This is a genomic window from Marinobacter sp. NSM, assembly GCF_052380025.1.
Taxonomy (GTDB): domain Bacteria; phylum Pseudomonadota; class Gammaproteobacteria; order Pseudomonadales; family Oleiphilaceae; genus Marinobacter.
This window is the reverse complement of sequence record NZ_JBQTCK010000003.1, coordinates 193,342-214,369: the sequence shown is the minus strand read 5'-3', so window position 1 is coordinate 214,369 and position 21,028 is coordinate 193,342. Positions and strand designations below refer to the sequence as shown.

The 21,028-nt window shown below is 57.7% G+C and carries 19 protein-coding genes and 1 other RNA gene; 12 read left to right on the top strand and 8 right to left on the bottom strand.

Annotated features, from left to right (window positions below):
* Positions 1–18: 18 nt before the first annotated feature.
* Positions 19–882, top strand: a complete 864-nt coding sequence (locus ACTZWX_RS08645) for a hypothetical protein (protein ID WP_444713582.1) — start codon at positions 19–21, stop codon at positions 880–882.
* On the opposite strand, the gene ACTZWX_RS08640 is transcribed toward ACTZWX_RS08645, so the two are convergent.
* The 5 genes from ACTZWX_RS08640 to smpB form a co-directional block, all read right to left on the bottom strand.
* Entirely contained in the window at positions 879–1,766 is an 888-nt protein-coding gene (locus ACTZWX_RS08640; protein ID WP_286251889.1) for a chemotaxis protein, read from the bottom strand. The genes ACTZWX_RS08645 and ACTZWX_RS08640 overlap by 4 nt on opposite strands.
* 154 nt (positions 1,767–1,920) lie before the next feature.
* Positions 1,921–2,517 carry an exopolysaccharide biosynthesis protein gene (locus tag ACTZWX_RS08635; RefSeq protein ID WP_444713581.1) on the bottom strand — a complete coding sequence of 199 codons (597 nt, stop codon included), beginning with the start codon at positions 2,515–2,517 and terminating at the stop codon, positions 1,921–1,923.
* A gap of 142 nt (positions 2,518–2,659) precedes the next feature.
* Positions 2,660–3,024: a transfer-messenger RNA gene (gene ssrA / locus ACTZWX_RS08630) on the bottom strand.
* A 70-nt stretch (positions 3,025–3,094) separates the two neighbouring features.
* Positions 3,095–4,513 (bottom strand): wax ester/triacylglycerol synthase family O-acyltransferase, encoded by a 1,419-nt coding sequence (locus tag ACTZWX_RS08625; RefSeq protein WP_444713580.1) that lies wholly within the window; start codon positions 4,511–4,513, stop codon positions 3,095–3,097.
* A 138-nt stretch (positions 4,514–4,651) separates the two neighbouring features.
* Positions 4,652–5,134 carry an SsrA-binding protein SmpB gene (gene smpB, locus ACTZWX_RS08620; protein WP_058092531.1) on the bottom strand — a complete coding sequence of 161 codons (483 nt, stop codon included), beginning with the start codon at positions 5,132–5,134 and terminating at the stop codon, positions 4,652–4,654.
* Between the two features lie 181 nt (positions 5,135–5,315).
* On the opposite strand from smpB, the gene ACTZWX_RS08615 reads away from it, so the two are divergent.
* From ACTZWX_RS08615 to ACTZWX_RS08605, 3 genes are read left to right on the top strand one after another with little or no spacing between them, the layout of a single operon-like run.
* The gene (locus ACTZWX_RS08615) at positions 5,316–6,911 is read left to right on the top strand and encodes a sodium-dependent transporter (protein WP_444713579.1); all 1,596 of its coding nucleotides are present in this window, start codon (positions 5,316–5,318) and stop codon (positions 6,909–6,911) included.
* A 60-nt stretch (positions 6,912–6,971) separates the two neighbouring features.
* A complete protein-coding gene (locus ACTZWX_RS08610; RefSeq protein ID WP_444713578.1) occupies positions 6,972–7,418 on the top strand; it encodes a type II toxin-antitoxin system RatA family toxin in 447 nt (148 codons plus the stop codon).
* Positions 7,418–7,696, top strand: coding sequence for an RnfH family protein (locus tag ACTZWX_RS08605; protein ID WP_058092534.1), 279 nt, complete (start codon positions 7,418–7,420; stop codon positions 7,694–7,696). The genes ACTZWX_RS08610 and ACTZWX_RS08605 overlap by 1 nt, the downstream gene beginning before the upstream one ends.
* 4 nt (positions 7,697–7,700) lie before the next feature.
* On the opposite strand, the gene ACTZWX_RS08600 is transcribed toward ACTZWX_RS08605, so the two are convergent.
* Positions 7,701–8,033 (bottom strand): outer membrane protein assembly factor BamE, encoded by a 333-nt coding sequence (locus ACTZWX_RS08600; protein ID WP_058092535.1) that lies wholly within the window; start codon positions 8,031–8,033, stop codon positions 7,701–7,703.
* Positions 8,034–8,155: 122 nt separating this feature from the next.
* On the opposite strand from ACTZWX_RS08600, the gene fur reads away from it, so the two are divergent.
* Positions 8,156–8,575: a ferric iron uptake transcriptional regulator gene (gene fur / locus ACTZWX_RS08595; RefSeq protein WP_106694153.1), complete on the top strand. Its 420-nt coding sequence runs from the start codon at positions 8,156–8,158 to the stop codon at positions 8,573–8,575.
* A 59-nt stretch (positions 8,576–8,634) separates the two neighbouring features.
* On the opposite strand, the gene recN is transcribed toward fur, so the two are convergent.
* Entirely contained in the window at positions 8,635–10,314 is a 1,680-nt protein-coding gene (gene recN, locus ACTZWX_RS08590) for a DNA repair protein RecN (RefSeq protein WP_444713577.1), read from the bottom strand.
* A 263-nt stretch (positions 10,315–10,577) separates the two neighbouring features.
* On the opposite strand from recN, the gene grpE reads away from it, so the two are divergent.
* The 7 genes from grpE to greA all read left to right on the top strand — a co-directional run bounded on the left by grpE (position 10,578) and on the right by greA (position 20,508).
* Positions 10,578–11,174 carry a nucleotide exchange factor GrpE gene (gene grpE, locus ACTZWX_RS08585; RefSeq protein ID WP_444713576.1) on the top strand — a complete coding sequence of 199 codons (597 nt, stop codon included), beginning with the start codon at positions 10,578–10,580 and terminating at the stop codon, positions 11,172–11,174.
* Positions 11,175–11,266: 92 nt separating this feature from the next.
* Positions 11,267–13,192, top strand: a complete 1,926-nt coding sequence (gene dnaK / locus ACTZWX_RS08580) for a molecular chaperone DnaK (RefSeq protein ID WP_152439084.1) — start codon at positions 11,267–11,269, stop codon at positions 13,190–13,192.
* Between the two features lie 78 nt (positions 13,193–13,270).
* Positions 13,271–14,395: a molecular chaperone DnaJ gene (gene dnaJ / locus ACTZWX_RS08575; protein ID WP_444713575.1), complete on the top strand. Its 1,125-nt coding sequence runs from the start codon at positions 13,271–13,273 to the stop codon at positions 14,393–14,395.
* A gap of 11 nt (positions 14,396–14,406) precedes the next feature.
* Positions 14,407–15,210, top strand: coding sequence for a 4-hydroxy-tetrahydrodipicolinate reductase (gene dapB, locus ACTZWX_RS08570; protein WP_444713574.1), 804 nt, complete (start codon positions 14,407–14,409; stop codon positions 15,208–15,210).
* A 383-nt stretch (positions 15,211–15,593) separates the two neighbouring features.
* Positions 15,594–16,724, top strand: coding sequence for a glutamine-hydrolyzing carbamoyl-phosphate synthase small subunit (gene carA / locus ACTZWX_RS08565; RefSeq protein ID WP_444713573.1), 1,131 nt, complete (start codon positions 15,594–15,596; stop codon positions 16,722–16,724).
* A gap of 81 nt (positions 16,725–16,805) precedes the next feature.
* Positions 16,806–20,024 carry a carbamoyl-phosphate synthase large subunit gene (carB, locus tag ACTZWX_RS08560; RefSeq protein ID WP_444713572.1) on the top strand — a complete coding sequence of 1,073 codons (3,219 nt, stop codon included), beginning with the start codon at positions 16,806–16,808 and terminating at the stop codon, positions 20,022–20,024.
* A gap of 4 nt (positions 20,025–20,028) precedes the next feature.
* A complete protein-coding gene (gene greA / locus ACTZWX_RS08555) occupies positions 20,029–20,508 on the top strand; it encodes a transcription elongation factor GreA (protein ID WP_076657186.1) in 480 nt (159 codons plus the stop codon).
* Positions 20,509–20,665: 157 nt separating this feature from the next.
* Here greA and yhbY read toward each other — a convergent pair whose 3' ends face one another.
* Positions 20,666–20,974, bottom strand: coding sequence for a ribosome assembly RNA-binding protein YhbY (gene yhbY, locus ACTZWX_RS08550; RefSeq protein ID WP_444713571.1), 309 nt, complete (start codon positions 20,972–20,974; stop codon positions 20,666–20,668).
* Positions 20,975–21,028 lie beyond the last annotated feature (54 nt).

The window sequence follows — 21,028 nt, the reverse complement described above, 5'->3', positions numbered from 1 at the left end:
TATGCAAGGTGCTGATGAATGATTCGTCTTGGTGTTCGTGGATTTGTGATGGCGCTCGTTGTGCTGGCGATAACCGGCTGCAGCAAGCCTGAAACGCCCCAGGAAGTGGCCGCGGCCTTTTGGCAGGCCATGGCCGACAACGACGCAGGTGACGTGGTGAGATTCTCCACCCTGGACGACCCCCGTGACGTTGACGGCTACCAGCGAAGCTGGGCCAATGCCGTTCCCTCCTTTGGCCGGGTTGTTATTGATGAGCGTGAAGCAACGATCGTTACCCGCCTACCGGCGGAAGAACGCTCCGGCGGAGAACGTCTGGAACTGACCACCTATCTGGTGCGGGGGCAGGACCAGTGGCTGGTTGACTATCAGCGCACAGGGGAGGCCATACTGAACCCGTTCCCGTTCAGTAACATCATGGGTGAGTTGAGCCGGTTGGGGCAGAGGCTCAGTGCGACCTTTTCCTCTTCAAGCAGCGAGCTTGAAGACAAAATGGAGCAGTTGGCCAGAGACCTGGGAACCTACTCAGACGAGATGAGCCGAAGGGCCGAGAGCGCCATGGAGGATTTTGCCAGGCGATCGCAGGAATCCATGCGCGCCCTTGAGCTTTCGCTTGACGGGGCACTGAGAGATGATCAGCCTGAATCCGCCGAAGATCAGGCCATCATGGAACAGGCCGCCCGGGACCTTGAGCGCCAGGCAGATGAACTGAGCCAGCCCACCATGGAAGCCCTGGCGAACGCCAGCCGTACGGTTGCCGAAACCGCCGAGCGTTTCAGCCGACTGAGCCGGGAAACGCTCAACCGCTATCAGGAAGAACTGAACGAAAAACTCGCGGCAATGCGGGCCGATGCCGAAGCTTTCATCGAAGACATTCGGCCTTAACTGGCCTGCTCAGCCCCTCTGAGCATCGCCTCCATCAGTTCCTCGGCATCAAACTTGGTGAGCGCCTCGTTGGCACCCACCTGGTTGGCATAGCTCAGGCTCATCTCACTGTTCAGCGAGGTGTGCAGGATGATGTATGGCTGCTTCAGGGCGTTATTGTCGCGAACATTGAACGTCAGTTCGTAGCCATCCAGCCCAGGCATCTCGATATCGCTGACCAGAATGTCGATCGGCGTGCCGCGCTCATGCTGACTGAGCAGCACCTGCAGGGCATCGTCACCGTTGGTGGTTACATGGTAGGTAATGTCTTTGCTGTCCAGCACATCGCTGAGCTGCTTGCGGGCCACCTGTGAATCATCCACCAGCAGAATGTTCAGGGACCGCAGGGTTTCGCTCTGAACATCTGACAGCACCACCTCGCCGGCGTCCAGAGACTCCGGGTACACCTTCGCCAGCAACAGCTCCACATCCAACAGCTGAATGATGTCGCCCTCCACATCCAGTAGCCCCGTGATGAAGGCATTGGTGCCCAGCGCCTTGGGTGGCGGCATCACACTCTTCCAGTCGGTCTCGATAATCTGCTGAACGCTGCGCACCAGAAAGCCGATCTCCTGGCGCTGAATGTCGGTCACGATGATGGAGCCCTTGGCCTGCTCTTCCTTTGTCAGTGCCGGATAACCAACGGCAGCCGACATATCAATAACAGGAACCGCTGAACCCCGGAACGTCGCGGTGCCAATAACCGCGTGATGACTGTGGGGCAGCTTGGTCAGACGTTGAAAGGGCAGGATTTCCCGAATCTTGAGCGTACCCAGACCAAAAAGGCGCGATCCGAAAAGGCGGAACAGTAGGAGTTTCTGGGACTGCTTCGCTTTGCTGGACATGCATGCATCCTTACCGACAAAAATGCTCCTGAGATGGAGCGCCGAACGATAACCTGTCTCTATAGTAGCAGTTTTCCCAACACGGACAGGTGAGGGTAATTGTATCAATTGGTGACAGGCCGGTGATCACGACAGGGGGCCGACGGAGGCCGTCTCAACCGGGCAGATTGGTCAGCACGAACCAGGCGGTACCGCCAGTGAAGGCTAGTGCCAGCAGAGCCAGAAGGCCGTCCCGGGCAACGATCGACAGCCCGAACGCCATCAGCGCCAGCCCGGCGCCATTGGCACTGAACGGTATGAATTCCATTAGCGGCATGGCCATTGATACCAGCATGCACACCACTGCCATGGCCAACTGCCCTGGGCCGCGCACCAGAACGGTCAGCCGCCGGCGAGTCCAGTCATCCAGCTTGCGTGCGGGCCTATCCATCCAGTCCAGCCCCTTGAACAGTTTGTCCCGTGATATCCGCCGTTCTGAAAGCCGCGCTGGAATCCAGATGCTCTCCCGCTGAAACAGCAACTGCCCCAGCGTTAGCAGTACCAGAAGCCCCAGCAGCGTGGGGACGCCCGGAATATCACCAATCAACGGCGCCAGTGTGATAAGCCCGGCAACCAGCACCACCGGACCAAAAGAGCGCTCGCCTGCAGCTGACAGCAGGTCACCCACGGACACCTCGTCCATCTCGCGTGTGTGGTCGCGGATACGGGCGATGAGTTCCTGCAGGTTGTCTGGGTCGTTGGGTTGGTTCATAGCGTTGGTTGTGTGGCTTGGAATGACACGACCATAACGGGAATGAGTGAGGATTGCATGACGGATTGGTGAAGGGTTGGCAAGGGGCGGGGGTATGAAAACGAAAAAAGCCCCGAAAATCCGGGGCTTTTCTCTTGGAAGTTGGTGGAGACGGCGGGAATTGAACCCGCGTCCGCCAGCACTAGGCCTTGAGATCTACATGTTTAGTGTCCTTCTATTAATTTAACCTCTTGCGACCCGAAGGCCAGGGTGCGAGAGGCGAGCTCTTTAAATCTTAGCCTTTAGCCAGTGAGCTCTGGATAAAGGAGCATCCCGTAAGCGATGACGTCCTGAGATGTTGCTTCCGGGCTACAGGCGACCCGGTCAGGACGACTAGCAGCTTACGCTGCTAGTGCGTAGTTTTCGTCGTTTGCGACTATTGCGTTGCAGCTTTGGATTAACGAGATTGGCTGCCATCTCGACATGCACCCAAGGGTTCGCCACCAGCGTCGAAGCCATGTCGTCCCCTTATGACCAGTATATGTGTCCGGTTTGCCGGACTTCAAGGCTTGTTTGTCACTATTTGTACTTATCCTGTTCACGAGGCCTGCGCAATGTACAGGCCATGGGCGTGAGACATGGCCGCGTCGTACAGGTGCTGAAAGCTGTCCCGGAAGTAGTTCATCACCGCTTGCGGATCGGCCTGGATGCCCTTGTCGACGGTGATGCCGAACTGCACGGTGTCGGCGTAACTGAAAATGCTCATGCCAATGCCGATGTTGCCGCTCTGGGGCACCCAGAACATGGGTTGCACCAGTTTGCTGCCGGCCAGGTAAACCGGATGCCTCGGGCCGGGCACGTTGGTCAGTACTGCAGAGGCTTTATTGCTGAGCAGGTCCAGGGCCCGGCGCTCAAGAATATCCGGACCCCGGCCAAACAGGTCCAACAGGCTGTAGGTTACCTGAGCCTGGTAGGACTGTTTGAGCCTGTTCATGTTTTCCTGCACCTGGCGGAAGCACATCAACGGGTCATGGACTTCCACGGGCAGGCATACCAGAACCAGGCCAAACTGGTTGCCCAATGATTCAATGGGTTGGTCCAGGGGCCGAAGGTTGAACGGCACTGCAACGCGAATACCGCAATCGGGTATGGTTTGCTTGTGTTCGGTAAAGTGCCGGCTCAGGGCGCCGGTGGCGGCGCACAGCAATACGTCGTTGACCGTTCCACCCAGGGTCTTGGCGCAGTGTTTTACGTCATCCAGGGCCAGGGGCTCCGCCCAGGCCACTTTCTTGCGGCCTACCAACTGGCTCTTCAGGCTGGTTTTCGGCTCAAACGGGGCCAGCCCGAGTTTCGCCAGGTCCATGGCGATGCCGCCGGCGGTCCGCGCCAGTTTCAGGGGGTAATTGGCCTCTTGCCGAACGGAATCCAGGAACAGTTGCGCCTGTTGCCAGCCAGCCTGGCTGCTGTCCACCAAACGGTGCAAAAACCGGGTGGCAGCGTTGCCCTGAGGTGTGGGAATGGCAACTTTCTTGGCGATGCGTTCCAGTTTGGGTTCTGGTGTCCGGTCGGTGAGCGAAAGCAGAACCCGAACCAGTGAAATACCATCGGCAATGCAGTGGTGAATGCGGATCAGCAGGGCGCAGCCGCCGTTGAAGTTATCGATGTAATGGATTTGCCAGAGTGGCCGGCGAAAGTCGAGCGCCGTGCTGTTGAAATCGCTGGCCAGTTCCTGCAACTCTTTCTTGCTGGCCTGTCCTGGCAGTGCAATGCGGTGCAGATGGTTGTCGAGATCAAAGTTGGGATCGTCTTCCCAGTAACATCTGTCGCCCTTCTCAACCACTCGTTGGCGAAAGCGCCTGAATCTCAGAAATCGTTCTTCGAGTGTGCGTTTTAGCCGTTTGATCGGAATCGGTTGCTCGAACATCAGCACCGCGGAGATCATCATGGGGTTCTCCGGGGTGTCCATACGCAGCCAGGATCGGTCGACTGACGTCATTGCAGTCCGTTCAGATGACATAAGCCCTCCCTTTGCTGTTTGCCAACTAACAGGGGCTCCAGTTACTGCCTGTGGGGTCGGAGCAGGTGTGAACACCTGAGTATAGGAGGGATTCCGAGGCCGGGAAAGAGGCGGTAAAAGCGACAGTGCGAGCGAGGCTCAGGTATTGGCCTCGCGCATGATTCTCTGTTTCTGGCGATTCCAGTCACGCTCTTTTTCTGTGGCACGCTTGTCGAACAGCTTCTTACCTTTCACCAGGGCAATCTCGCATTTCACTTTATTGCCTTTCCAGTACAGGGCGAGTGGAATGCAGGTATGCCCGGCCTGATTGACCTGGCCGATGATCTTGGCAATTTCCTTTGCGTGCAGCAGCAATTTGCGGGTACGGGTCGGGTCGGCGATGACATGGGTGGATGCGGTGTTGAGCGGCGTGATATGAGCGCCCAACAACCAGGCTTCGCCATTTTTCAGAAGTACGTAGGCGTCCACCAGCTGAGCCTTGCCGGCTCGCAGCGATTTCACTTCCCAGCCCAGCAGGGCAAGGCCGGCTTCAAAGCGTTCTTCAATATGATATTCGTGCTTTGCCTTTTTGTTCAGGGCAATGGTATTGCTGGTTGGTCCGTTTGCTTTCTTCTTGCTCATGAATCCTGTCCGGGATCGGAAGAATGTGTGTGCCGGCCGGGTGACTGTTGGCCGGTAAATCGGGCATTGTAGCCCAGGACTGCCAGACGGGTCACGATTTCACCGCCGGGCTTGTAGATCCAGTCGTTCCGGGATGCCGCCTTCGGCTACAATGGGGCGCATTTGACTGTCAGGGATCGCCATGGCGAGCAAGTATCACACGTCCATCGGGTCATTTACCCGAAAATCCACGTTTTTCTGGGCCTCGGTGGGCGCAACCGTGGGCCTGGCCAATCTGTGGCAGTTTCCATACCTTGCCAGTATTCACGGTGGCGGGTTGTTCATCTTTCTGTATCTCGCCTGCCTGCTGCTGGTAACCCTGCCGCTGATGGTGACTGAGGCGGTGCTTGGGCGGCACTCACGCCATGGCATTGTACTGGCGATGGACGGCATGGTGAAAGACGCAGGCTGTTCGCCGCTGTGGCGCCTGGCGGGCCCGTTGAGTGTGCTTGCCGCATTCCTGGTGTTGTCATTCACCGCGGTGTTCGGTGGCATCGTGCTGGCCTACGTCTTCTTTGGGGCAGCAGACAGTTTCAGGGCAGCGACGCCCGAGGCGGCGACCGGTATCCTGACGGACTTAGTGTCCAGGCCGGGTGGGCATCGGGAGTTCATGGCCTGGCATGCGTTCTTCATGGTTCTCGTGGTCTGGGTATCTGCTCAGGGCGTGGTAAAAGGGCTGGAGCGATCTCTGCGGTTTCTGGTGCCGGCGGCGTTGTTGTTGATGTTGGGGTTATTTGCCTTGTCGGCCAGTCATGGGCGGCTGGATTCGGGTATTGAACACATCCTGGCGTTGCGGCCGGACGACGTTGGCTTCAATAGCGTCAAGGCGGCCTTTTTTCACGCGTTCTATACTCTGGGCCTTGGGATGGGGGTGTGGGCGATCTTCGGCGCTTATAGCACGTCACATACCCGGTTAAAGCGGTCATTGCTGGCGGTGGTGTTGATGGACACTCTGGTGGCCATCCTGGCGGGGCTGATGATGTTCTCGGTGGCGCTGGATGGTGCCAGTCTTGATGGTGAGCGTGGCTTCGGGCTGTTGTTTGTCTCCCTGCCGGTAACGCTGGCCCAGTTGCCCCACAGTCAGTTGATCATCGCGGCGGTGTTCCTGCTGGTGCTCATGATCGTATGGGCGACCGCCATATCGCTGTTGGAGCCTGTGGTGGGCTGGTTTCGTGAGTGGACTGGCGCACCCAGGGGTTGGTCTGCGGTTATTACCGGTGTCGCCGTGTGGGCTGCCGGGCTGGGTTCGCTATTCTCTTTCAATCTCTGGGCAGACTACCGGTTTGCCGGTGCCACCCTGTTCCGATGGCTGGAGCTGACGACGGGCGGCATCCTGATTCCGCTGGTGGCCTTGCTGATTGCCACCTTTGCCGGTTGGTGCCTGACCCGGCGCTATGCCTCAAGGATTCTTGGCAACACCCCGGTGGCTATTCGCAAGATCTGGTATTGGGTCATGCGCCTTGTTCTGCCGGTTCTGGTGGCCTGGATTGGCATACAATACACGGTGTTCTCATTGTCAAACCTGTGTGATAACGGCGGCGCAGCCATCTGGTGCACACAAGATGGCGCGCCGGAAGACCCGATGCCTGCGACGGCAAACGATGACCTTAACGGCGTGCCCGCAAGCCCGCAAAGCGAGGGGCCGGAGCCAGAAGGTGACGCGTCTGGTCGGGGCGCAGAAAACCAGCCGGCGGAAAACGCCCCCAACGGGGACGATATCCTTTATCATAGTGTGTAGTTGGCCTCCGCGGGCCGGTCAGGCTCTTTTGTTGCAAAAAACGCAGGAACCCCCGTTTTCATGGCGCATCAGATTGATAAGACCGCATTGGTCATGCACTCCGCAGAGCGCATGTTCCATCTGGTCAATGATATTGCACGGTATCCCGAGTTTCTGCCCTGGTGCGCCGGGGCAGAGGTGCACGAGCAAACGGATGCAGAGATCATGGCGTCTCTGGAGATTGCCAAGGGCGGTGTGCGCCACCGCCTGACCACGCGCAATCAGCTGTTGATGCCCGAGGCGATCGAGATGAGCCTGGTGGATGGTCCGCTGAAAAATCTGCGGGGTCGGTGGCACTTCAAGGCGCTCAACGAGCAGGCCTGTAAGGTGATCCTGACCCTGGAGTTTGAGTTTTCGGGCTCCTTGTCCCGAATGACCTTTGGCCCGGTATTCAACCAGGCTGCCAACACCATGGTGGATGCGTTTTGCCGTCGGGCAGATCAGATTTATCGGGGAGGGGTAATTTGATGCAGGTAGAGGTAGCGTATGCCCGGCCAGACAAGCAGCAAATTGTGGCGATTGAAGTGCCTGAGGGAACCACCGCCATCGAGGCCGTGAAACTGTCTGGAATAACGGATATTTTTCCGGAAATCGACCCGGACGCAACGGATATGGGCGTGTTTGGCAAAGTCATTAAAGACCCCGCTGGCCATGAGCTGCGCGAGGGAGACCGGGTTGAACTATACCGACCGCTGAAGATAGATCCAAAGCAGGCCCGGCTGAACCGGGCCAAAAAGAAAGCCTGAACAATCAGTAAGCGGGAGTTTCTTCCAGCAGTCGCGCGTCGTAATGGCTGAACTCGTCACCTTCGTAATAGACGATGATGCGCTGCTCCTGGATATCCCCACCCCGGCGCTGGAAGGTGTACACATAGTACTCGCGTGAGGGGTCCACCGGATTGAGCATCAGCGGCGACCCGAGAACCGCATGCACCTGGCTGCGGGCCATGCCTTGTGAGAGGCTCTTGAGGTCGTCTTCGGTCACGATATTACCCTGTTGCACATTGATTTTGTAAACGCCAGGGAATGCGCAACCGGACAAGGATAAAATGCTAATAAGAACGATAGCGGTGAGCTTTTGCATCGCCGGGGGAAATCCTCTATCTTGAAATCGCCTGCATCAAGCAGGTGTGAATCGGGTAGTCCGTTGAACGGCGGCTTCATCATACCGGAAGCCGTGAGGCACACCAAAGAGTGAATAGTAACATGTCATCTGAAAACGCCGAATTACGAAAGGTCGGTTTGAAGGTTACTCTCCCGAGAGTCAAAATCTTCAATATTCTGGAGAACGCCGAAGAGCACCATCTGAGTGCCGAGGATGTTTACAAGAAGCTGCTGGATCAGGGAGATGACGTGGGGCTGGCAACCGTCTACCGGGTGCTGACTCAGTTCGAGGCCGCGGGCCTGGTGTTGCGCCATAACTTTGAGGGTGGCCACGCCGTCTTCGAAATGGCGGGTGATGATCACCATGACCACATGGTATGCACGCAAACCGGAGAAGTGATCGAGTTTGTGGATGAGATCATCGAAGAGCGCCAGCAGAAGATCGCCAGGGAGCACGGCTATGAGATTGTTGATCACAGCCTGATCCTCTACGTTAAGCCGTTGGGCTCTTCCAAGAAATAAGTCAAAAAAAGGGGCCAGCAAGCGCCGGCCCCAACAGCTCTCCGAATCGAGAGGGGGATTCAGTGATGGGTCGCCTGACCCTTAACGAACATCTCCCGGGCGTGGGCAATGGTGTGCTCTGTCATGTCTACGCCGCCCAGCATTCTTGCCACTTCGCCGATTCTTCCCTGGTCATCCAGCGTTTCAATGCGTGAATACGTTGCGTCCTGTTCGGTGAATTTGCTGACGAACAGGTGCTGATGGCACTGAGCTGCCACCTGGGGCAAATGGGTAACGCACAATACCTGGCCATTGCTGCCCAGAGACCTGAGCAAGCGCCCGACCACTTCGGCCGTGCCGCCGCCAATACCGACATCCACTTCATCAAACACCAGTGTGGGCGTGGTGGAGGTCTGGGCGACCACCACCTGAATGGCAAGGCTGATGCGGGACAGTTCGCCGCCCGAGGCAACCTTGGCCAGTGGACGTGCGGGTTGCCCCGGATTGGCGCTGACCAGGAACTCGACGTCTTCCATTCCATGTGGGGCCGGCTCATCATTGTGGTTACGGCCCAGTTTGGTAACAAACTGGACGGCCGGCATGCTCAGCTGTGCAAGCTCCTGGGCAATGCGCTGATCCAGTTCCGCCGCCGCCTGCTCCCGTTTGGCCGTTAGTTGCCCGGCCAGTTCATCAAACCGTTTGCGCAGGGATTGCTGCTCTGCCTCAAGTTGCTCGAGGCTGCCTTCGCCGCCGTCCAGCTCTGCCAGTTCGTTCGACAGGCGTTGGTGCAGTTCCGGCAATTCCTCCGGTGTGATGCGGTGCTTTCGGGCCATTTGATAAATGGCGCTCAGGCGCTCCTCGACTTCGGCCAGCCGTGCGGGGTCTGCTTCGTAGTCTTCAACAAAGTGCCGAAGGTTGTCCCCGGCTTCTGAAATCTGGATCTGTGCTTCGGTCAGCATCTGGATGGTGTCAGCCAGTGCCGGCACCTCCACGGGCAGCTGCTCTAGTTGCTGAAGTGCCTGACGCACCAGATCGGCGGCACTGGTTTCGTCCTCAGTGCACAGCAGGGCAGCCTGATGGCTGCTATGCAGTACCGCGTCGGCCTGGCTCAGCTGCGCTTGTTCCTGTTCAAGGTTTTCCTGTTCGCCGTCGCCCAGTGCGAGCCGGTCCAGCTCCTCCACCTGGTACCGGAGCAGTTGCAGTTTTGCCTCCGCCTCGTCGGCGTTCTGGCGCCGCTGTTCCAGTTTCTGGCTGGTTCTATGCCAGGCTTTCCAGGCATCCCGGGTTTGCTCTGCCAGGTCTTCGGCGCCGGAGAATTCGTCCAGCAGCTTCCGATGAGTGTCTTTTTGCAGCAGTGACTGATGTTGGTGCTGGCTGTGAATGTCCATCAGCAGGCCGCCCAGATCCTTGAGCTGGGAGAGTGGGCAGGGCTGGCCATTAATAAACGCTTTTGAACGACCATCCTTGCTGATGGACCGGCGCAGGATGCAGTCGTCTTTGTCATCCAGTTCGTGTTCTTCCAGCCATTGCCGGGCAATCGGAATACGTGAGATGTCGAAGCTGGCGGTGATATCGGCTCGTTTTGCACCGTGGCGCACGGCACCGGCATCCGCTCGGCCGCCCATGGCCAGGCTGAGCGCATCCAGAACAATGGATTTGCCGGCGCCGGTTTCACCGGTCAGGGCCGTCATGCCTTTGCTGAAATGCAGGTCGACCCGTTCAGCGATGGCGTAGTTGGAGACCGTAAGTTGTGTGAGCATGCCGATAACCTCCGCTCAGGATTGGAGACTCTCTGAAAATTGTCTGGATACTGTTGATGTATACAGTTGCTGTGAATATATACAGGGTTTTTCCTGTTTGCAAATAATCGAATCGTGAAAATCTGAAAGAATGCATCGTTTGAGGTTGAAACCTGAGGGGCGGGCCCCATATCCGTTCGCAAAGTCGTATTTTCCTGCCTGTGCAAGGCGGGGCTCATTTAGCCGCAGGCCCTCGGGCCCAGGGAAAGTCATCAGGAGTTGTCATGAGTGCTGACGATAAGCGCAACGAACAAGTAGACGAGCTGAACGAGGCAGTAAACGCCGCAGAAGAGCAGGGCGAAGCAGAAGCCGCCGGTGCTGAAGAAGGTTCCGAACTGGAACGGCTGAAGGCGCAGTTGCAGGAATATCAGGACCAGGCGTTGAGAGCCCAGGCTGAGATGCAGAATGTGCGTCGTCGTGCCGAAATTGATGTGGAAAAGGCCCACAAGTTCGCTCTGGAAAAGTTTGTGAAAGAGCTTCTTCCGGTGGCAGACAGCCTTGAAAAGGCAGTGGAAAGTACTGAAGGTCATGAAAACGCCGGTGAGCTGGTTGGCTCTATTCGCGAAGGCGTGGAAATGACTTTGGGCCTGTTCATGAACGGGCTCAAGAAATTCAACGTTGAACAGGTGAACCCGGTGGGTGAACCGTTCGATCCGCAACAGCACGAGGCGATGTCTATGGTGCCCGCGCCAGATGCCGAGCCGAACAGTGTGGTTGCCGTGGTGCAGAAGGGCTACCTGCTGAACGGTCGCGTGGTTCGTCCCGCCATGGTGGTTGTGGCGAAGGCCGAAGATGCACCAAAAATCGATGAGCAGGCTTGAAAAGCCGATTAAAGCGCCAATATAGCGATTAAACAGCGACAGTCAGGGCAAAACTCCCTGGGACAGCATTCAGAAAGATTTGGAGTGATTCGATGAGCAAGATTATTGGTATCGACCTGGGAACGACCAACTCCTGTGTGGCCATCATGGATGGCGACAAGGTAAAGGTTATTGAAAACGCAGAGGGTGATCGTACTACTCCCTCCATTATCGCGTACACCGACGATAACGAGACCCTGGTTGGTCAGTCCGCCAAGCGCCAGGCGGTCACCAACCCCCATAACACCCTTTACGCCATCAAGCGACTGATCGGTCGTCGTTTTGAGGACGATGTGGTTCAGAAAGACATCAAGATGGTGCCTTACAAAATCTCCAAGGCCGACAACGGCGACGCCTGGGTTGAAGTGAAGGGCCAGAAGATGGCACCGCCCCAGATCTCTGCAGAAGTTCTGAAGAAAATGAAGAAGACTGCAGAAGACTACCTGGGCGAGAAGGTAACGGAAGCAGTTATCACCGTGCCGGCTTACTTCAACGACAGTCAGCGTCAGGCCACCAAAGACGCGGGCAAGATCGCCGGTCTGGAAGTGAAGCGTATCATCAACGAGCCGACCGCGGCTGCCCTGGCCTATGGTCTGGACAAGAAGAGCGGTGACCGCACAGTTGCTGTATACGATCTGGGTGGTGGTACTTTCGACCTCTCCATTATTGAAATTGCGGATGTCGACGGTGAGCATCAGTTCGAGGTTCTGGCCACCAACGGTGACACCTTCCTGGGTGGTGAAGACTTCGATCTGAAAGTCATCGAGTACCTGGCAGACCAGTTCAAGAAAGACAGTGGCATCGACCTGCGCGGCGATTCCCTGGCCATGCAGCGCCTGAAGGAAGCCGGTGAGAAAGCGAAGATCGAGCTGTCCAGCAGCCAGCAGACAGACGTGAACCTGCCATACATCACTGCAGATGCGTCTGGGCCGAAGCACATGAACGTGAAGCTGACCCGTGCCAAGCTGGAAAGCCTGGTGGAAGACCTGGTTAATCGCAGCCTAGAGCCCTGTAAAGTGGCCCTGCAGGACGCCGGCATGAAGGCTTCTGAAATCGACGAGGTTATCCTGGTTGGTGGTCAGACCCGTATGCCGCTCGTGCAGGAAAAGGTTAAAGAGTTCTTCGGCAAAGAAGCCCGTAAAGATGTGAACCCGGACGAAGCCGTGGCCATGGGTGCTGCCATCCAGGCGGCCGTTCTTTCCGGTGACGTGAAAGATGTGCTGCTGCTGGACGTAACCCCGCTGACCCTGGGTATCGAAACCATGGGTGGCGTGGCGACTCCGCTGATCGACAAGAACACCACCATCCCGACCAAGAAGTCGCAGACTTTCTCGACAGCGGATGACAACCAGACTGCGGTAACCATTCACGTAGTCCAGGGTGAGCGCAAGCAGGCTGCCCAGAACAAGTCTCTGGGCCGTTTCGACCTGGCTGACATCCCGCCGGCCGCTCGCGGTGTGCCGCAGATCGAAGTAACCTTCGACATCGATGCCAACGGTATCCTCAACGTGTCTGCCAAAGACAAGGCGACCGGCAAGGAGCAGTCCATCGTGATCAAGGCCTCTTCTGGTCTGAACGATGATGAGATCGAGAAGATGGTTCGCGATGCCGAGGCCAACGCCGAGGAAGATCGCAAGTTCGAAGAGCTGGTTCAGGTCCGTAACCAGGGTGATGCCATGGTTCACGCCGTGCGCAAGACCCTCACCGAAGCCGGCGACAAGGTTTCTGACAGTGAAAAGGAGTCTATCGAGGCGGCTATCAAGGATCTGGAAGAAGCCCTGACCGGCTCTGACAAGGAAGCCATCGAAACCAAGACTCAGAAACTGACCGAAGTGTCCTCCGAGCTGGCACAGAAGATGTACGCGGATCAGGCAGATCAGGCTCAGCAGGCTGGCGGGCAGGAAGGTGCCCAGTCCCAGGCGGCTGACGATGCGGTGGACGCCGAGTTCGAAGAAGTCAAAGACGACGACAAGAAGTAAATCCTCAGTACATCAGGTAGTTGGAAAACGCGGGGGTAAGCCCCGCGTTTTCCGCGTTATAGCAACAGGGTTTTAAGCATGGCCAAGCGCGATTATTACGAAGTACTCGGGGTCTCCCGGGACGCGGACGAGAAGGACATAAAGCGGGCTTACCGAAAGCTTGCGATGAAATACCATCCGGACCGTAACCCGGACGACAAAGACGCCGAGAACAAGTTCAAGGAGGCCAGCGAAGCCTACGAAATTCTTGCCGATGGCAGCAAGCGTGCGGCCTACGACCAGTTTGGTCATGCCGGCGTGGATGGCCAGGCCGGCGGTGGCTTTGGCGGAGGTGGTGCCAGCTTCTCCGATATCTTTGGTGATGTCTTCGGTGACATTTTCGGTGGCGGTGGCCGGGGCCGCAACACTCGCGGTTCCGACCTGCGCTACACCCTGGAAATCGATCTGGAAGAAGCCGTCAAAGGCAAAACCGTAAAGATCAATATTCCTGGCCACAAAGAGTGTGAAGCCTGCGACGGCAGCGGTGCTGAAAAAGGTTCCCGTCCGGAAACCTGTGGAACCTGCCAGGGTATGGGGCAGGTTCGCATGCAGCAGGGTTTCTTCACCGTGCAGCAGGCATGCCCGACCTGCCGGGGCTCCGGTCAGGTCATCAAGAATCCCTGTAAAGTGTGCCACGGCCAGGGCCGCGTGAGGCAGGAAAAAACCCTGTCTGTGAAAGTGCCGCCCGGTGTGGATACCGGAGATCGGATCCGTCTCTCAGGAGAGGGCGAAATGGGCGTTGACGGTGGTCCGCCAGGTGATCTGTATGTGCAGATCGCCGTGCGCGAGCATTCCATCTTCACCCGTGATGGTCGCAACCTGTACTGCGAAGTGCCCATCAGCATCGTCGACGCAGCGCTGGGCGGGGAACTGGAAGTGCCGACCCTGGACGGCCGGGTCAAGCTCAAGATCCCGCCGGAAACCCAGACCGGTAAACTCTTCCGCCTGCGCAACAAAGGCGTCAGCCCCGTCCGCGGTGGCCCCGCCGGCGACCTGCTGTGCCGTGTGATGGTGGAAACGCCGGTCAACTTGACCAAGCGCCAGAAAGAATTGTTGGAAGAGTTCCAGGAAACCCTGGATGGTAACAACGGCACCCATCACGCTCCGAAGAAAACCTCCTGGTTTGAAGGTGTAAAAAGTTTCTTCGACGAAATGAAATTCTGAGGGCAGAACAGATGCGGGTAGCAATCATCGGCGCCGCCGGGCGCATGGGCAAAGTACTGATCGAAGCCGTAGACGGCACCGAAGGCCTCGAGCTTGGCGCTGCCATTGTAGAGCCGGGCAGCAGCCTGATCGGCGCGGACGCCGGCGAAATGACCGGCATCGGCAAAACCGGAATCAAAATGGCCGGCAGCCTCGAGGACGTCAAAGACGACTTCGACGTGCTGGTGGATTTCACCTTTCCGGACCTCACCCTGGAAAACGCCAGGTTCTGCAGCGCCAACGGCAAAATGATCGTCATCGGCACCACCGGCATGACCGACGCCGAAAAACAACAGCTCGCCCTGGCCGCCGAATCCACCCCCGTGGTCTTCGCCCCCAACATGAGCGTTGGCGTCAACGTCGTCCTCAACCTGCTGCGCACTGCCGCAGCTACCCTGGGTGACGACTACGACGTAGAAATCATCGAAGCCCACCACCGCCACAAAAAAGACGCCCCCTCCGGCACCGCTCTGCGCATGGGTGAAGTCGTAGCTGACGCCCTCGGCCGCGACCTGAAAGAATGTGCAGTCTACGGCCGAGAAGGCTTCACCGGCGAACGCACCCGCAAGGAAATCGGCTTCGAAACCATTCGTGCCGGCGATGTGGTGGGCGATCACACCGTTCTGTTCGCCACCGAGGGCGAACGCATCGAAATCACCCACAAGGCCAGCAGCCGGATGACCTTTGCCAAGGGGGCTATGCGAGCCGCACTCTGGCTGAAAGGGAAGGCCGCTGGGCTGTATGACATGCAGGATGTCTTGAATCTGAAGGGCTGAATGTCCTCGTGAAAAGTTGACCTCGAGTGAAAGGCTGTGGAGCAGCGGACTTTGAGGCAGGAGGGCTGGATCGCCTTCCCGAAAATCTCGGAGGCCATGGATGGCCGGAGCGAAGCGCACAGGGATATGCTCGTAGCGTTTTTCGGGAAGGCGATCCAGCCCTCCTGCCGGACAACCGCCATACTCCCGGCAAGAATTCGACGTGGACAGAAAACGCCAAAATAGCTTACAATAAGGCGATTTGACTGCACCAAGCGTACCTTTGAAAAGTTTATAAGAAAGCGGGACCGGGTTTTTTACCTTGTCTCGCTTTTTTGCAACCTGAATTTGCGCTTGCGTTCCTGTTCGTGACGAACTTACGCCACTCGATGAGGATACAAGCCTTGAGCACACCAGCAATCCTTGCACTCGCAGACGGAAGCCTCTTCTACGGCACCGCCATCGGCGCAGACGGAGAAACCAGCGGCGAAGTAGTGTTCAACACTGCCATGACCGGTTACCAGGAAATCTTGACCGACCCGTCCTACTCCCGCCAGATCGTTACCCTGACGTATCCGCACATTGGCAACACCGGTGTAAACGAAGAAGACGTAGAATCCGACCGCATCCACGCATCTGGTCTGATCATCCGCGATCTGCCCCTGGTCGCTAGCAGCTGGCGTAACCAGCAGAGCCTGGGCGAGTACCTGCGAAGTAACAACATTGTTGGCATTGCAGACATCGACACCCGCCGCCTGACCCGCATCCTGCGTGACAAAGGCTCCCAGAACGGTGCCATCATTGCTGGCGAGAACGCCACCGCCGAGCGCGCCCTGGAACTGGCGAAAGCCTTCCCAGGCCTCAAGGGCATGGATCTGGCCAAAGAAGTCACCAGCGGGAAATCCTATCAGTGGAGCCAGACCGAGTGGGATATCACAGACGGTTACGGTGACCAGGCCGCCGCCAAATTCAAGGTCGTTGCCTGGGACTACGGTGTGAAGTTCAACATCCTGCGCATGCTCGCCGCCCGTGGCTGCGACATCACCGTGGTGCCTGCGCAAACCCCGGCCTCGGAAGTGCTGGCCATGAATCCCGACGGCATCTTCCTGTCCAACGGCCCCGGCGACCCCGAGCCGTGCGACTACGCTATCACGGCTATCCAGCAAGTGCTGGAAACCGAAATCCCGGTGTTCGGCATCTGCCTGGGCCACCAGTTGCTGGCTCTGGCCAGTGGCGCCAAAACCATGAAAATGGGCCACGGCCACCACGGCGCCAACCACCCGGTGCAGGATATTGCCAAAGGCACCGTGATGATTACCAGCCAGAACCATGGGTTTGCGGTAGACGAAGCAACCCTGCCGGCTAATGTTGAAGCCACCCACAAGTCGCTGTTTGACGGCACGCTGCAGGGTATTCGCCGCACCGACAAGCCGGCTTACAGCTTCCAGGGTCACCCGGAAGCCAGCCCGGGCCCCCATGATGTGGCGCCCCTGTTCGACGAGTTTATCCAGCTGATGGAAGCGCGATCTGCCTGAGGGCAAGGCCATCCTAGATAGCTCACTGGCGCATCGTACGCGCTGAAAGAATTCAAAAGTTGCTGACAGGTTTACCGAGACATGCCAAAACGTACAGACATCCAAAATATCCTGATCCTGGGCGCAGGTCCCATCGTGATCGGGCAGGCGTGCGAATTCGATTACTCCGGGGCCCAGGCCTGTAAGGCGCTGCGTGAAGAGGGTTACCGGGTTATCCTGGTGAACTCCAACCCGGCCACCATCATGACCGACCCGGCCATGGCCGATGCCACCTACATCGAGCCCATCACCTGGAAGACGGTCGAAAAGATCATCGAGAAAGAAAAACCGGACGCCCTGCTGCCCACCATGGGTGGCCAGACCGCACTGAACTGCGCTCTGGACCTGGAAAAGCATGGTGTATTGGAGAAGCATGGCGTCGAAATGATCGGTGCTAATGCCGACACCATCGACAAAGCCGAAGATCGCGACCGTTTCGACAAGGCCATGAGAAAAATCGGCCTGGAATGCCCGCGCGCAACCATCGTTCACTCCATGGCCGAAGCCTGGGCGGCGTCCGAAGACATCGGCTTTCCGTGTATCATCCGCCCGTCCTTCACCATGGGTGGCTCAGGCGGCGGTATTGCCTACAACAAGGATGAATTCGAGGAAATCTGCACCCGTGGCCTCGACTTGTCCCCGACCAACGAGCTGCTGATTGACGAGTCCCTGATCGGTTGGAAAGAGTACGAGATGGAAGTTGTTCGCGACAGGAACGACAACTGTATCATCGTCTGCTCCATCGAAAACTTCGATGCCATGGGCGTGCATACCGGTGACTCCATCACCGTAGCACCGGCCCAGACCCTCACTGACAAGGAATACCAGATCATGCGGAACGCCTCGCTGGCGGTACTGCGTGAAATCGGTGTCGAAACCGGCGGTTCCAACGTGCAGTTCGGCATCAACCCGGACACCGGCCGCATGGTGGTGATCGAGATGAACCCGCGGGTGTCCCGTTCCTCGGCCCTGGCCTCCAAGGCCACCGGCTTCCCGATTGCCAAAGTGGCGGCCAAGCTGGCGATTGGCTATACCCTCGATGAACTGCAGAACGAAATCACCGGTGGTGTGACCCCGGCCTCGTTCGAGCCGAGCATCGATTATGTAGTCACCAAAATCCCGCGCTTTACCTTTGAGAAGTTCCCCCAGGCCGACGCTCGCCTGACCACCCAGATGAAGTCTGTTGGCGAAGTTATGGCCATTGGCCGCACCTTCCAGGAGTCCATGCAGAAGGCGCTACGCGGGCTGGAAGTGGGTTCTGAAGGTTTTGATGAGAAATTGGATGACCTGGATTCCGAGAATTCTCGGGAAACCCTGACCCGGGAACTGAACGTGCCGGGCGCTGACCGTGTCTGGTACATCGGTGACGCATTCCGTGCCGGCATGACCGTGGAAGAAGTGTTCCAGCACACTAAGGTCGACCCCTGGTATCTGGTGCAGATTGAGGACATTATCCGGGAAGAGCAAGCCCTGAAGTCTGCCGGCAAGGCCGACATTGATCAGGCCACCCTATTCCGCCTCAAGCGCAAGGGCTTCTCCGACGCCCGCCTGGCCAAACTGCTGGGCATTTCCGAGGTGAGCCTGCGCAAACTGCGTCACGATCTGGGCATCCGCCCGGTGTACAAGCGTGTAGACACCTGCGCCGCCGAGTTTGCCTCAGACACCGCCTACATGTACTCCACCTATGAGGAAGAGTGCGAGGCAGATGCCAGTGATCGCGAGAAAATCGTGGTGATCGGTGGTGGCCCGAACCGCATCGGCCAGGGCATCGAGTTCGATTACTGCTGTGTGCACGCGGCTCTGGCCATGCGTGAAGACGGCTATGAAACCATCATGATCAACTGTAACCCGGAGACCGTGTCCACCGATTACGACACCTCCGACCGGTTGTATTTTGAGCCGATCACCCTGGAAGACGTGCTGGAAATCATCCACGTTGAGAAACCCAAGGGCGTGATCGTGCAATACGGCGGCCAGACCCCGCTGAAACTGGCTCGTGGTCTCGAGGCGGCCGGTGTGCCCATTATCGGCACCAGCCCGGATGCCATTGACCGTGCCGAAGACCGTGAACGTTTCCAGCAGATGATCCAGCGCCTGGGGCTGAAACAGCCGGAAAACGCCACCGTACGCAGTCACGAGGAAGGTATCCTGGCGGCCCGCGAAATCGGCTACCCGCTGGTGGTGCGCCCGTCCTACGTACTGGGTGGGCGGGCGATGGAAATCGTCTATGACGAAACCGAGCTGGTACGTTACATGCGTAACGCGGTGCTGGTGTCCAATGATAGTCCGGTGTTGCTGGACCACTTCCTGAATGCCGCCGTTGAAGTAGACATTGATGCTATCTGCGACGGCACAGATGTGGTCATTGGTGGCATCATGCAGCACATTGAGCAGGCCGGTGTTCACTCCGGTGACTCCGCTTGTTCGCTGCCGCCATACAGCCTGCCTAAAGAGGTGCAGGATGAAATGCGCGAAGCGGTCAGGAAGATGGCCATCGAGCTGGACGTTATCGGCCTGATGAACGTGCAGCTGGCGTGGCAGGATGGCGAAATCTACGTGATTGAGGTCAACCCCCGCGCCTCCCGTACCGTGCCCTTTGTCTCCAAGGCCATTGGTGTGTCCCTGGCGGCAGTGGCGGCCCGGGTAATGTCCGGCAAGACCCTGAAAGAACTGAACTTCACCCAGGAAATCGTGCCGACTTACTATGCGGTAAAAGAATCGGTATTCCCGTTCAACAAGTTCCCGGCGGTAGATCCGATCCTTGGGCCGGAAATGAAGTCCACCGGTGAGGTGATGGGCCTGGGCGACAGCTTCGACGAAGCCTTTGCCAAGGCGGCTCTGGCCATCGGTGAGCGCCTGCCTGCCCAGGGTACCGCGTTCATGTCTGTGCGGGATGTCGACAAGCCCGGTGCGGCGAAGGTGGCTCGTGACCTGGTTGAGGCCGGGTTCAAAGTGATTGCCACCACTGGCACTGCCAAGGCGCTGGAAGCCGAAGGTGTTGCCGTGGAGCGGGTAAACAAGGTTCGCGAGGGTCGCCCGCACATTGTTGACGCCATCAAGAATGGTCAGGTCCAGCTGATTATCAATACCACTGAAGGTCGCAAGGCGATTTCCGACTCGGCCCAGATTCGCCAGTCCGCCCTGCAGACCAAGGTGACCTACACAACCACACTGGCAGGCGGCGAAGCCTTCTGTCGGGCTATCAAATTTGGCCCGGAGCGCACAGTACGTCGCCTCCAGGATCTTCACGCAGGAAAGTAAGACTATGGCTGACAGAGTACCCATGACCAAGGCGGGCGAAGCCCGCCTGCGCGAGGAGCTGAAAAAGCTGAAGTCCGAAGATCGCCCCCGGGTGATTCAGGCAATCGCCGACGCCCGTGAGCACGGTGATCTCAAGGAGAATGCTGAGTACCATGCTGCCCGTGAGCAGCAAAGCTTCATTGAAGGCCGGATTCAGGAAATTGAAGGCAAGTTGTCCGTAGCCCAGGTGATTGATGTGACCACCATGGAGAACACCGGCAAGGTGATCTTCGGCACCACGGTACACCTGGTGAACATGGACACCGACGAAGAGGTTAAATACCAGATCGTTGGCGAAGACGAAGCCGACATCAAGGCCGGCAAGCTGTCCGTATCCTCACCGATTGCCCGTGCGCTGGTAGGCAAGAACGAAGGCGACGTAGTCGCTATCCGCATCCCCTCCGGCACCGTAGAATACGAAATCTCCGAAGTAGAATACATCTAGCATCAAAGGGTCTGTCCTACGGGTCTGTCCCCCAGGGTCTGTCCCCCAGGGTCTGTCCCCGAACGGGGACTGACCCCCTTTTACCCCGCCGATCTCCTAACCAAAAACTAAAAAGCCGCACTCCCCAGCGCGGCTTTTTAGTATCAGTGGCTTATGATTATTTGTTTCTAAGCAAGTTAGACAACTTCGGATTAGGTTTCTTAGCCCGCCGCAGAATCACCGCAATCTTACCAATCGTCTGCACCAGCTCGGCCCCAGAGCTCTCGCACAACGCCTGAATCGCTTCCTGGCGCGCCTCGCGATCAGTGCTGGCCACCTTGATCTTGATCAGCTCATGATCATTCAGGGCGCGCTCAAGCTCATCCTGCAAGCCCTCATACAGGCCTTTATCGCCAACAATAATGACGGGCTTCAGATTGTGGGCAATCGCCCGGTATTCCCGGCGCTGTTCCGGTGAAAGACTCATGATGTAATCTCTTTATCGGTGCAATTAACAAAAGGTCAGCGGCGAAACGGCTGA